This is a genomic window from Aggregatibacter kilianii, assembly GCF_003130255.1.
Taxonomy (GTDB): Bacteria; Pseudomonadota; Gammaproteobacteria; order Enterobacterales; family Pasteurellaceae; genus Aggregatibacter; species Aggregatibacter kilianii.
Genome location: NZ_NRCN01000001.1, coordinates 1,800,720 through 1,812,790, shown reverse-complemented (window position 1 = coordinate 1,812,790; position 12,071 = coordinate 1,800,720). Strand labels below are relative to the sequence as shown.

Genomic DNA, 12,071 nt, shown 5'->3' with positions numbered 1-12,071 from the left:
ACAAATGCCGTTATTGTCTGTTTAATTGCGATAAATAAGCCTTACGCTGTGCGGTAAACGCCGACCAAGGCTTCGGATCGTTTCCTTGGATAAAATCAGTTAAAGATAAAAAGACGTCTATCATACAAGGATCATGCTGCATATCGGTTAATTCGCAAAGTGTGTAATACATGGCATAGGCATCACGCCCTAACAAATCCTGCGGTGTGTTAATCCCCAGTTTCCGCAAATCTTCCGCAACTGCCTTGCCTACATTCGGCAAATTCGTCAGTTGGTGTAATTTATCCCGTTGGACTTTGGATGGGTTCATGTTTTATGGCTCCCTCTAGTACCAATATGATCGTTTGGACTTTCGTAGGGACAGGCTTTATGCCTGTCCGATAATCTGATGATATAAATAAGGACAGACATAAAGTCTGTCCCTACCAAACAAAAATCTAGAAGTGCGGTCGAAATCCCCAATGTTTTTCACATAAAAAACAATTCCAAATTCCACCTAACCCTTTTCGTCAATAACGCTCAAATAAAACAAGCCCCGTATGAATTGCCCGAACGACTTGGCATTTTTAGGAAAATTTTGCTTTGTTTGAGCCTCGCAGTGGCGAGTTCTCTGATGGCGCACGTCTCCCGACGCGTGCCTTATCTTTTGTTTTTAGCACGCGTCGGGAGACGCGCGCTATCGATAAGGTGTGTTCTTTGCTACTTTCTTGCACAAGCAAGAAAGTAGAACAACCTAACAAATCCTCGGCAACGGCCCCTTTGATAGCGCCAGCGTCCACGCTGGTGCTTCTTTGGGTCCACGCGTGAACGCTTGAACCATCATAAAATTACAGCACACGCAGGGAGGGGAGAGCTATTGGAGGTGCTATCAGGAGCCACAATCTATTAATTATAAATATTATTGCTGAATCTCAATTTTCCAAGATGGATTATTATTTTTTATCTTTTCCACATCCAGAACCCTCTCACTTTCTATAATATAATCATAGCATTCATTATCGTTCTTTAAAGAAATCCTCTGACATGGAACATAACTAAAATTCTTATTATCATAAAACAAATAAATTAACCCACCATTAGAGAGTTTCATTTTTATTTCTTCATCAGCCTTTTCCAATTCAAGTAAATTATCATAATTAATTATAGAACCATAAAATGATTTAGGAAAATTAAATAAATTTATATACTCGCTTTTTTGAAAGCGCTCACTGCCAAAAAATACTTTTCTTAAATCTGTATATTTAAAACTGCATCCTGATAGCAAAGAATTTTCAAATATTCCACCTGAAAAATCTGACTTATCAACATCTAAATTATCCATATTATTTCCAATTAAGAAACTACTTTTAAATGAAGACATTGAAACCTTACCGGACAATATAGAATATAATACATATGAATCATTAAAATTCGAATCTTCAATATTAATATTAGTTAATTCAGATTTTGTAAAAAATGAACCCTCAAAATTACTACCTTTAAGAATATTAGCATCTGTTAAGTTAGCTCCAGACAGATCACTAAAAATGAACTTACCTTTAAATTTTGCTCCAACTAAATTGGCACCCTGTAAATTTATATTTGAATAATCATCTATACAACTAAATATATCTAAGACTTCAGGTTTTAATCCGGGTAATTTAAAATCCATACCAGCTAAACAAAGACCAGGGAAAACCTCTGGAAATTTAATTAAATTAGTTCCACCATCAGATAATAAAACCTGAGTAATTGCTATACCTATCGGACTATGAGCCTTTTCTTTCAAATGATAAATAACTCCATTATAATCACTCAATATATTCCCACTACCATTATAACTTTTAGTTCTATTAACTAATTCTACGAACTCATTCCTTAAATAAATCAATTGAGACAACTCATCGTTTTGCAAAATCTTCCACAAAGATAACAATAAATTTAAAGACGATGTTCTAAAAGAATCTCCATAATCTCCTCTATAAAAAGGCAATAAGCTATAAATCGCAGATACTTGTAATGCTATAGCGCTATCAGTTTTACTAATTGTATAAATACTTCTATCTTGCGAAGGTCTAATATACTCTCTGCTTATTTCTATAATATCTTCCTCATTTTTTTCCTTTTTTTCCTTTTCTATGAATTTATCTTCAATTAAATTAATTCCACTCACCCACTCTGCAAGCTTCTGGAACTCTTTTAAGTTAATATCTTTCCTTTGATTCTCAATCTGATGATTTACATTTTGATCTCTAAAATGCCAAATAATAAATGCAACCGGAGCAGAGATTATGAGGATTGCTAAAGTCCAAAATCCATTTATCCGGAATAGTTCAGGAGTATATTTATTTACTATATAGTAAATTAAAATTGCTAAAATACAGGATAAACCTCCCATTTGCAGTACTTTGTAATGATTTGGTACTTTAAGACATGTTTTTTCTAAATACTTATTCATTTCATATCATCCTTAGATATTTATAAAACTCACCTATTTTTAGGTAGGTTAGTCCCTACAGATAATTCCTTTAGATTCAAGTATGAGACACTTACCCCTCTTTTTCGTCTAGAGTAAGCGCCAGCCCCACGCTATCGATAAGGTGTGTTCTTTGCTACTTTCTTGCACAAGCAAGAAAGTAGAACAACCTAACAAATCCTTGGCAACGGCTCATTCATCGGCAAATCCAGCAACCTTGACTGACCGAAACTACCTAATAATCTTACTTTTTTATCCGTGGTCACTTCACCAATCACGGCGGCATTTTTACCTAATTCATGGGAATGAAGTGCGGTCAGAATTTCAGGCGTTTTTTCGGGGGAAGCGATGATCACCAGTTTGCCTTCGTTCGCAAAGTTTAAGGCTTCTAACCCAAGCAATTCGCAAATGCCGCGTACTTCCGGACGGATGGGTAAATCGTCTTCGTTGATTTGCATGCCTAATTGTTGAGCTGAGGCGAATTCGTGCAACACCGCATTCACCCCGCCACGGGTGGCATCGCGTACGGCTTTTACGCCCTCAATGGGGCGCAATAAATCGATGAGGGGCGCAAGAACCGCGCAATCGCTTTTGAGATCCGTTTGAATACCCAGGTTTTCGCGCAAATTAAGAATGGTTGCACCGTGTTCACCGATAGTGCCACTGACGATAATCTTGTCGCCCGCTTCAATACGGTGCATACCCCAATCGATGCCTTGCGGGATGACGCCAATGCCACTGGTGTTAATGAAGATTTTATCCACCGCGCCTTTTTGCACCACTTTGGTGTCGCCCGTCACCACTTGCACACCGGCAGCTTGGCACGCTTCTGCCATAGCTTGGATGATGTCTTTGAGTTCGGCTAAGAGCAAGCCTTCTTCTAAAATAAAACCGCAAGAGAGATATTTCGGCACGGCGCCACACACTGCCACATCATTTAACGTGCCGCATACGGCAAGTTTGCCGATATTGCCACCGGGAAAGAAAATCGGGTCGATAACGAAACTGTCGGTACTAAAAGAAAGTTGTTCCCCTTGAGCCATGAGCTCTGCTAAGGGCAAACGCGCTTGGTCTTCCCCTTGCGCAAGAATGGGATTATCAAAAGCTTCGACGAAATAGTCCTGAATGAGTTTTTGCATGGCACCGCCGCCGTTGCCGTGCGCCATGGTGATGAAATCTGTCATTATTCTCTCCGATATTGATAGTAGGCGGCACACGCCCCTTCCGAGGACACCATTAAAGCGCCATAGGCATTGTCCGGGTTACATTGCGTGCCAAATAACGGGCAATCTGAAGGTTTGCATTTGCCGGTGAGCACGTCGCCGCAACGAGAATTTGGGTCATCCGCCACTTGTTGCGGTTGGGTGTGGAAATACACTTCCGCATCAAAGCGTTTATAAGCATCGGTTAGTTCTACACCCGACTCTTCAATTTCACCCAAGCCGCGCCATTCGCTGGATTTTTTCAGTTGGAACACTTCACGCATGGCTTGTTGAGCTAGCAGGTTACCTTCGGAATGCACGATACGTTTATATTGATTTTCAATTTCGCAACGCCCGTCCACAAATTGCTGCACCAACATGACGATGGCTTGCAAAATATCTAACGGCTCAAAGCCCGTGATGACGAAAGGTTTGTGGTATTTATCCACAATGGATTGATAAGGCGAAGTACCGATCACCATGCTCACATGCCCCGGGGCAAGGAAGCCGTCAATTTTTACATAATCTTGTGAAAGCAAACTATGTAGCGTTGGAATGATGGTAATGTTTTGGCAGACCACCCAGAAATTTTGAATATTTAATTTATTCGCCTGCTGCAAAGTCACCGCGGCACTCGGCATGGTGGTTTCAAAACCAAGAGAAAAGAACACCACTTTTTTGTCAGGATTGTTCACTGCGATATTCATCGCATCCAACGGTGAATACACGATTCGCACGTCAGCACCTTTCGCTTTGGCTTCCAACAAGGAACCTCGACGCCCTTTCACGCGCATAGCATCGCCAAAGGTGCAAAAAATCACATCCGATTTCTGCGCAATTTCAATGCACACATCAATGCGTCCCATCGGCAAGACGCACACTGGACAACCGGGTCCGTGAATAAATTCAATGCTTTTCGGCAACAAACGATCTAAACCGAATTTAAAAATGGTATGCGTATGCCCACCGCAAACTTCCATTAAATAGAGCGGATTTTCCGCCGTATATTGCGGCAATTTCGCCATTAATTCATTCAGGCGATTGACTAAACTTTTGGCTAATTTCGGATCACGAAACTCATCAATAAACTGCATTTTGTTTCACAATCCTTATTGTGCCTGTAACCAATCCAACCAAGCCTTTAAGCCTTCGCCGGTGGTCGCAGAAAGTTGAATCACTTCAATTTGTGGATTCACCTGTTTGGCGTAAGCAATACATTTTTTCACATCAAAATTAAGGTACGGCAACAAGTCGATTTTATTTAAAATCATTAACTTAGACGCTGCAAACATGTGCGGGTATTTCAGCGGTTTGTCTTCACCTTCAGTGACCGACAAAATCACTACTTTGGCTTTTTCGCCTAAATCAAATTCTGACGGACAAACCAGATTGCCCACGTTTTCGATAAACAGCAGACTGTTTTGTTTCGGTTCAAGTTTGAACAACGCGTCGTTGATCATTTGTGCATCTAAATGGCACCCTTTGCCGGTATTTACTTGAATCGCCGCCACACCGGTGGCGCGAATACGATCCGCATCATTTTCTGTTTGTTGATCGCCTTCAATGACATAGCAAGTGCGGTCATTTTTCAGCGCGTTTAACGTGGTGGTGAGTAAAGTAGTTTTGCCGGAACCCGGGCTAGACACCAAATTCAGTGCAAGAATATGTTGTTGCTGGAAAAGAAAGCGATTGTGCGCCGCGATTTGATTATTTTTACCTAAGACATCCTGCTCTACTTTTAACAGACGTTTTTGCGTTTCAGTTGCATCGGAAGATGATTCCGCCGCATGAAATTTGAAATGAGAAAAGTTTGGATTTTTGACCGCACTTTTTGTGCCGTCATGATCATGATGAGAATGCTCGACTTCACCAATTCTGACCTGTTCCGGATGACCACAACCACAAGTCGTACACATAATATCCCCCTTAAAATAAGAACATGCTAAGGATAGCACAACATCCATGTGGGGTTTTGATTGAGATCATAAAGTCAGAATATCGTCCGCCAATTGCGCGGTAAAGCCCCGATGATGAGACGCCACCAGCATAGGCAACGACAAGTCGCGCAAAAGTGCGGTCAGTTTTTCGGTATTTTTACGATCCAATCCGTTAGTCGGCTCGTCTAACAGTAACATTTTCGGTTGCATCGCCAACACACCCGCCAACGCCGTGAAATTTTTTTCCCCGCCGGACAAGGTATGTACGGTGCGATCCTGCAAATGAGCAATACCTAGGCGTTCCAGTTGCTGCAAAGCAACAGCATACGCCTGCTGACGCGGCAAGCCTTGATTTAATGGACCAAAGGCAACATCATCCAGTACGGTGGGGCCAAAAAGTTGATCATCGGCGTGCTGAAAACAAAGCCCCACGGTGCCACGAAAAGGCGCAAAATCTTTTTCTTCCCGACACAACTGCCCGAATAGACGAATCTCTCCGCGAGTAACAGGCACAAAGCCTAACAAAGCAAGCAATAAGGTGGTTTTCCCTGTACCGATTCCTCCCTGCACGAAAAAACGTTGTTCTGCTTCAATTTGAAAAGACAGATTATCAATAATCCGTCGTTCACCCCGTTTAATTTGCAATCCATTGACTTGTAAAACCGTCATTTTTCCCCACTTAATTTCGTTTTTTCGCCGAAACGAAAACCACGACATTTAAGGGCGATTTGCGCTGTTTCGGCTTTGAGTAAAGCATGAACCAATAAGAGAGCTACCCGTTGCGCAGTGACATATAAAGTGCGTCGATTACATCCCCCATGATAACCCCGTGCACGCATCGCCAAATCCATTTTCTGTCGTAATTCGCCTAACAGCGCAATATAGCGCACCGTCAATACAAACAACCAAATCAGCTTGGGCGGCAACGGCAATTTACCGATGGCTTGTACCAACACTGCATCGTTCATTTTCCACAGCAACAACCATAACGAAAACAACAACAGGTTCATGCGTAAACTGATTAACAGTGCCGTATCCATGCCTGACGGGTTAAGTTCAACACCATCAGCGCCAATACGCCAACTCAATGTCACCCAAAGCAATAAAGTAAAAATGTTGAATACCAGCCAGCGTTTTAGATAAGGAAAATAAGGATCTCGACTACGATAAATCAAGTTCACCAATAAGATTAGGGTGATTCCGTTTAACCATAGCAACAAGGAGAGCTTCGACAAGGCGCTGATCACCACCCCCCAAAGGAATAGGTAAATCAGGCGCAAGTGAGGTGCAAAAAAGTGCGGTGTAAAAAAACGCTGAAAAGCGGAGATCATTGCTCACACCGTTCGTTGTAGCCAAGGGTTTTCGGTGAGCCAACAACAGGTTGTAACGCAGCGGGATACATTTTACCGAGTAGGGAAATCACGCCGTAGCTGATAATGCTATCCAACACGAATACAGGCAGATGAGACAGCAACAACAAGGCGATTAAATCCTGATAATGTTTGCCACCGTCCAACGCCAAGACAAGAGAGGCTAACGCCCCCGCGCCGCCTACGCCAATTACGCCGGCACCCACACCAGTGAACAGTTTCGCCATGAACCCCATGTCAGGCTGCAAATAGCCCCGTAATAAGTAATGCGCCGCCACTGCCGGCAACGCCATCACACACAAGTTTACGCCCAATACGGCAAAGCCACCGAAGGAAAAAAACAGCACCTGTAATAACAAGGCAATCAGAAAGGCCGGGAATACCGCCCAACCAAGAAACAGCCCTGCCATGCCATTTAAAATCAAGTGAACGCTACCGATGCCTACGGGCACATGAATGGTACCGGCAACGAAAAAAGCCGCAGCAAACAACGCAGTCAAAGGCAAACGTTCGCTATCCAAACGGCGCAATCCGACAGCAACACCAATCGCGGCTAAAGCAACGCCTGCCAATAACACCGGTGTATGCAATACACCTTCCGATAAATGCATTATTGATGTCCTTTTCTTAATTTGCGGGCTTTTAACCAAGCAGCAATGCCTGCAATGCCCACAATGTAACCGATGCCCCCTAAAATATCGTGCAGATAAATTTTATCGCGCAACTGTGCAATATCGCCACGCAGTAACAGCAAACTTTCATCGCTCGTTTGATTTGCCGAGCTTGGCTTCGCGGTGATGCGATCCGCCACCACCGTTGCGCGATGACCTTCTTCCCCTTCTACCACCACTTTTAAAACGATATTCGGTTCTGCTTTTAACGGAAGGTGAAAATAACCGTTATTGTCGGTTTTCCCCGTCAACAACGGCTGATTTTCCCCATGGCGTACCACCTCCACATAGGTTTCGGCGGCGGGGGTCATATCGGAATAGTAGGATTTCCCTGTTACGGCCTGCCCATCATACTGGGCAAACACATAAAGTGCGTGCGCCAAGGCATGAGGGGCAGACAATAACAAGGGGAAAAGTGCGGTCAGAATACGCAACGTTTTTTGCATTGTTGCCTACTGAGCATCAAAGGTCAGCATATATTCTACAGAGCGGCGATCGTAATCCGGATTGCTTTTCACCTTTTCTTCAAATTCCGCCCAAACTTTGTTGTAACCTGCCTGCGGAGTAAATTCAGCAATGCCTTTGTCGTTAGTTAAGTTAAACGGCGCGTCTTCACCCAATCCCACTTTAATGTCTTTCACCGGGTTACCTTTATGCAACACTAAAATCTGCAACGGTTTTCCGGCTTTTGGTTGCGCTTGTGGCACCAGTTCATATTCCATGCCATGTGCTTTCGTTGCTTGCTCGTCCCAGTGTAATACGGCTTTACCGAATTTCACCGGATTCACAGAAGATACGGCGGTTGGTTCTTGTTGTTTAGTTTTTTCTACATATTTGCCGCTTGGCAATTTTGACCAAACGCCGTTATCAAAACGGATAAACACTAGTGATGCTTTATCGGCATTGAGATAGGCTTCGCCTTCTTTGAATTGATATGTTGCGTTAGAAACGTTGCCTTGATTATCTAGCAACTTAACGGCTTTCAATTTGTGTTCAGGGTAAGTTTCGGTCTGTTCATGACCGAATTTCACGACATATTGTCCGGCAGAATTAGCCTCCTTGACAGGTTCTAGCCATACGTTGTGGGCATTGGCAATAGATGCGGCGAAAAGTGCGGTACAAATTACACTTGTTTTTAGAAATTTCATTTGATCTCTCCTGGTTATCGTTGAATTTTATCCAATGATAAAATCTGAAGCGACTTTAGAGTCAAGTGTTTTAAAAAAAATATACGAAAAATGAGTAAGATAGATGAAGAGGAAAATAGATTCCGCATGCGCTAATACTGCACGCGGAGAGAGAAAATAGTTAATTCAATTGTGCCAACATAGCAACAACCATGGCGGAGGATTGTTTGGCGGCGAGCGGAAGAAATTCTTCAAAAGACATATTGGCTTTGCCGTCACCCGCATCGGAAATGGCGCGCACGACCACGAATGGCACGTTAAAAGCGTGGCAAACTTGCGCGATTGCAGCCGCCTCCATTTCCACAGCAATGACATTCGGGAAATCCTGCTTGATTTGTGCTAAACGTTCACCGCCTTGAATAAAGCTATCGCCGGAGCAAATCAAACCGCGTTTTACATGCTGCCCTAACTGTTGGGCAGTTTGTTCCGCCAATTCAACTAATTCTGCATCGGAAACAAAAGTGACGGGGCATGCAGGAAGCTGTCCTTTGGCATAACCGAAAGCGGTAACATCAGCATCGTGATATTGGGTTTCAGTGGAGACAATAACATCCCCGACACTTAATCCTTCAGCCACGCCACCGGCGGAACCGGTATTAATTACAATGTCCGGTTTGATTAATTGCAATAAGGCTGTCGTTCCCATGGCGGCGGCAACTTTGCCGATACCGGATTGCAATAAGGCAACTTGTTTACCCTGAATATTACCTTCATAAATAGTGCATGCCGCTAATTTTGTGACGTTTTTATCGGTCATTAAATTCACTAAAATATCCACTTCCTGCGCCATGGCGCCCACAATACCGATTTTCATTTGTTTCCTTAACTACTCTTTTTTATTAATTAAATAATCCAACACCGCAAGGGTGTAATCATCGTTATATAAGGTGCTGGCGGTCAACACATATTTGCCGTTGATCACCACATAAGGGAAAGTAAACACGCCATAATCTTCCGTTAAATGAATGGCGTAATCCACATCGCGCTTTACTTTTTCCGAATGATAAACCTGTAAAAATCTATTGCGCTCAATGCCTTGTGTTTCCAACCAAGGCAATAAATTATCCATTTTTGATAAGCGAATATAATTAGGTTTTTCCGCCGTTTCAAACATCAAAGCCGATGAAACATGTTCGGCCTCTAAATGTTGCAGACTATAAAATACACTGGCAGAAAAACGGGCTTTGGCAGTGGCGACGGGATGTTCTACCAATGCGACCTTATCCCGATTAATTTGCACATAGAGTTCCAACACATCTTGTGCGGAAGAACATACGCGACAGTCATAATCGAAGAAAAACTCAATGAGAACTTTATCGAGACGTGGTGGCAATGAAACGGGCTCTACATAAGAAAAATAGTCTTTGCCGTCTTCAAATTGAGTAGTGTCATCATCTAATAGTTGTCGTGGAGAATCGCTAGAAAATGGCTCGCCATGTTGCGTGAAGGCAACATTACCAATACATAATAATATGATTAATAACCCGACCCGTAACATGGTTTGTACTAATTTCCTAAAGGTTCAATATAATCCACTAGTAACTGGACACCTCGATTGCCGCGAAACTCGTTGATGTCTAATTTGTACACCAGTTTCGCGTTTTTTATTGATAAATCAGGATAATACCGCGTATCTACATTAAAGGCGATAGCGTCTAATAATGGTCCGCCCAGTTTAGGCTCCACCATCATTTTTAAGTGTTTTTCGCCTACTAAACGCTGTTGTAAAATCTTAAACTCTCCGTCAAACATCGGTTCGGGAAACGCCTGTCCCCAAGGACCGCCCTGCTGTAAAGTCTCCGCCGTAGCGAGATTTAACAAATCCGCGCTTAATTCGCCGTCCGTCCAAATCGTCCCTTGTAGCTGATCTTGCGACAACAACTCACTGACGGTCTGATTAAAAATACGTTGAAAATCCGCCAAAGCGGCTTCAGGTATACTTAAGCCCGCCGCCATCGCATGACCGCCGAATTTTAAAATCATATCAGGGTGTTGCGAATAAACCCGCTCCAACACGTCACGAATATGCAACCCCGGAACCGATCGGGCAGAACCTTTTAAAATACCTTCCTGTTCTTGTGCAAAGGCAATTACCGGACGATGAAACTGATCTTTAATGCGGGACGCCACAATCCCTAGCACGCCTAAATGCCAATCCGATTGATACAACACGATGCAATGAGGCGTTTCCCTTTCAAGTGCGGTGGAATTTGCAAACAAATTTTGGCAGATACTTAACGCTTCCAGTTTCATACCTTGCTCAATTTCTCTGCGCGCCTGATTTAAACCGTCTAATTCTAACGCTAAAGCACGGGCCGATTCCATATTTTCTGCCAATAAAAGTTCAACTCCGACGGACATATTATCCAAACGCCCTGCCGCATTTAAACGGGGGCCAATGGAAAAGCCCAAATCGGAGGCTACAAAACGGGAAACATCACGTCTTGCCACCTCTGCCAATGCACGAATGCCATAACGACAACGTTCGGCACGAATGCGGGCAATGCCTTGATACACTAAAATGCGATTATTTTGATCCAACGGCACCACATCAGACACCGTACCAAGCGCCACCAAATCTAACAATTCCGTGAAATTCGGTTGATTGTTGACGGCAAAAAAACCCAGTTCACGGAATTTTGCACGCAAGGCAAGCATAAGATAAAAAGTGACCCCCACGCCGGCAAGATTTTTTGACGGAAAACCGCAATGGGCAAGATTTGGATTCACAATGGCATCGGCGTTCGGCAGCGTTTGCGGCGGCAAGTGGTGATCGGTAACAATCACCTTCACGCCTTGTGTTTTTAAAAACGCCACGCCCTCATGGGAAGATACGCCGTTATCTACGGTAATTAGCAGCTCAACATCAAGCGCCAAAGCCTCTTGCGCAACGGCAACACTTAACCCATAACCTTGCTCAAAACGATTCGGTACTAAATAGGTTACGTTGACAAAACCCAGTTGACGCAAGGCTAACACTGCCAATGCTGTGCTGGTGGCACCATCTGCGTCAAAATCGCCGACAATCACAATGCGCTGTTGCTTTTGGTAGGCCTCAACCAACAATTTTACCGCACTATCCACACCCGACATCAAATTGGGGTTATGCATAGAGGCCAAAGTGCGGTCTAATTCTTGGCTATTTTTAATATGGCGGGAACGATAAAGACGATCCAATAATGGATCGTCACAAATGGGATTGCCGCTTGGCATTTCGCGCCGTAGGATGAGTTTATGCACGGCTAAACC

13 protein-coding genes are annotated in these 12,071 nt (G+C 43.4%); all 13 read right to left on the bottom strand.

Annotated features, from left to right (window positions below; genetic code table 11):
- Nucleotides 1-10: 10 nt before the first annotated feature.
- The 13 genes from DK428_RS08480 to recJ all read right to left on the bottom strand — a co-directional run bounded on the left by DK428_RS08480 (nucleotide 11) and on the right by recJ (nucleotide 12,062).
- Entirely contained in the window at nucleotides 11-310 is a 300-nt protein-coding gene (locus tag DK428_RS08480) for a helix-hairpin-helix domain-containing protein (protein WP_109063636.1), read from the bottom strand.
- A gap of 588 nt (nucleotides 311-898) precedes the next feature.
- Nucleotides 899-2,437, bottom strand: a complete 1,539-nt coding sequence (locus tag DK428_RS08470) for a pentapeptide repeat-containing protein (RefSeq protein WP_109063634.1) — start codon at nucleotides 2,435-2,437, stop codon at nucleotides 899-901.
- 188 nt (nucleotides 2,438-2,625) lie between these two features.
- On the bottom strand, nucleotides 2,626-3,639 hold the full coding sequence (gene hypE / locus DK428_RS08465) for a hydrogenase expression/formation protein HypE (protein WP_109063633.1): 1,014 nt from the start codon (nucleotides 3,637-3,639) through the stop codon (nucleotides 2,626-2,628).
- Nucleotides 3,639-4,751 carry a hydrogenase formation protein HypD gene (gene hypD, locus DK428_RS08460; protein WP_109063632.1) on the bottom strand — a complete coding sequence of 371 codons (1,113 nt, stop codon included), beginning with the start codon at nucleotides 4,749-4,751 and terminating at the stop codon, nucleotides 3,639-3,641. Before hypD ends, hypE begins: the two co-directional genes overlap by 1 nt.
- Before the next feature lie 15 nt (nucleotides 4,752-4,766).
- Nucleotides 4,767-5,573, bottom strand: a complete 807-nt coding sequence (gene hypB, locus DK428_RS08455) for a hydrogenase nickel incorporation protein HypB (protein ID WP_109063631.1) — start codon at nucleotides 5,571-5,573, stop codon at nucleotides 4,767-4,769.
- Between the two features lie 66 nt (nucleotides 5,574-5,639).
- Nucleotides 5,640-6,263: an energy-coupling factor ABC transporter ATP-binding protein gene (locus DK428_RS08450; RefSeq protein WP_109063630.1), complete on the bottom strand. Its 624-nt coding sequence runs from the start codon at nucleotides 6,261-6,263 to the stop codon at nucleotides 5,640-5,642.
- The gene (locus tag DK428_RS08445) at nucleotides 6,260-6,925 is read right to left on the bottom strand and encodes an energy-coupling factor transporter transmembrane component T family protein (RefSeq protein ID WP_109063629.1); all 666 of its coding nucleotides are present in this window, start codon (nucleotides 6,923-6,925) and stop codon (nucleotides 6,260-6,262) included. The genes DK428_RS08450 and DK428_RS08445 overlap by 4 nt, the downstream gene beginning before the upstream one ends.
- A complete protein-coding gene (gene cbiM, locus DK428_RS08440) occupies nucleotides 6,922-7,575 on the bottom strand; it encodes a cobalt transporter CbiM (protein WP_109063628.1) in 654 nt (217 codons plus the stop codon). Before cbiM ends, DK428_RS08445 begins: the two co-directional genes overlap by 4 nt.
- Complete coding sequence (locus tag DK428_RS08435; RefSeq protein ID WP_109063627.1) at nucleotides 7,575-8,081, bottom strand: hypothetical protein; 507 nt, start codon at nucleotides 8,079-8,081, stop codon at nucleotides 7,575-7,577. The genes cbiM and DK428_RS08435 overlap by 1 nt, the downstream gene beginning before the upstream one ends.
- Before the next feature lie 6 nt (nucleotides 8,082-8,087).
- The gene (locus tag DK428_RS08430; RefSeq protein ID WP_109063626.1) at nucleotides 8,088-8,783 is read right to left on the bottom strand and encodes a DUF4198 domain-containing protein; all 696 of its coding nucleotides are present in this window, start codon (nucleotides 8,781-8,783) and stop codon (nucleotides 8,088-8,090) included.
- 160 nt (nucleotides 8,784-8,943) lie between these two features.
- Nucleotides 8,944-9,636, bottom strand: coding sequence for a 5'-methylthioadenosine/adenosylhomocysteine nucleosidase (locus tag DK428_RS08425; protein ID WP_109063625.1), 693 nt, complete (start codon nucleotides 9,634-9,636; stop codon nucleotides 8,944-8,946).
- Nucleotides 9,637-9,648: 12 nt separating this feature from the next.
- Entirely contained in the window at nucleotides 9,649-10,320 is a 672-nt protein-coding gene (locus DK428_RS08420; RefSeq protein ID WP_109063624.1) for a thiol:disulfide interchange protein DsbA/DsbL, read from the bottom strand.
- A gap of 8 nt (nucleotides 10,321-10,328) precedes the next feature.
- Nucleotides 10,329-12,062: a single-stranded-DNA-specific exonuclease RecJ gene (gene recJ, locus DK428_RS08415; RefSeq protein WP_109063623.1), complete on the bottom strand. Its 1,734-nt coding sequence runs from the start codon at nucleotides 12,060-12,062 to the stop codon at nucleotides 10,329-10,331.
- Nucleotides 12,063-12,071: the final 9 nt, after the last annotated feature.

Bases quoted from the DNA above. Each gene is read 5' to 3' on its own strand.
- DK428_RS08480 (WP_109063636.1), bottom strand. From the start codon at position 310: ATGAACCCATCCAAAGTCCAACGGGATAAATTACACCAACTGACGAAT.
- DK428_RS08470 (WP_109063634.1), bottom strand. From the start codon at position 2,437: ATGAATAAGTATTTAGAAAAAACATGTCTTAAAGTACCAAATCATTAC.
- hypE (WP_109063633.1), bottom strand. From the start codon at position 3,639: ATGACAGATTTCATCACCATGGCGCACGGCAACGGCGGCGGTGCCATG.
- hypD (WP_109063632.1), bottom strand. From the start codon at position 4,751: ATGCAGTTTATTGATGAGTTTCGTGATCCGAAATTAGCCAAAAGTTTA.
- hypB (WP_109063631.1), bottom strand. From the start codon at position 5,573: ATGTGTACGACTTGTGGTTGTGGTCATCCGGAACAGGTCAGAATTGGT.
- DK428_RS08450 (WP_109063630.1), bottom strand. From the start codon at position 6,263: ATGACGGTTTTACAAGTCAATGGATTGCAAATTAAACGGGGTGAACGA.
- DK428_RS08445 (WP_109063629.1), bottom strand. From the start codon at position 6,925: ATGATCTCCGCTTTTCAGCGTTTTTTTACACCGCACTTTTTTGCACCT.
- cbiM (WP_109063628.1), bottom strand. From the start codon at position 7,575: ATGCATTTATCGGAAGGTGTATTGCATACACCGGTGTTATTGGCAGGC.
- DK428_RS08435 (WP_109063627.1), bottom strand. From the start codon at position 8,081: ATGCAAAAAACGTTGCGTATTCTGACCGCACTTTTCCCCTTGTTATTG.
- DK428_RS08430 (WP_109063626.1), bottom strand. From the start codon at position 8,783: ATGAAATTTCTAAAAACAAGTGTAATTTGTACCGCACTTTTCGCCGCA.
- DK428_RS08425 (WP_109063625.1), bottom strand. From the start codon at position 9,636: ATGAAAATCGGTATTGTGGGCGCCATGGCGCAGGAAGTGGATATTTTA.
- DK428_RS08420 (WP_109063624.1), bottom strand. From the start codon at position 10,320: ATGTTACGGGTCGGGTTATTAATCATATTATTATGTATTGGTAATGTT.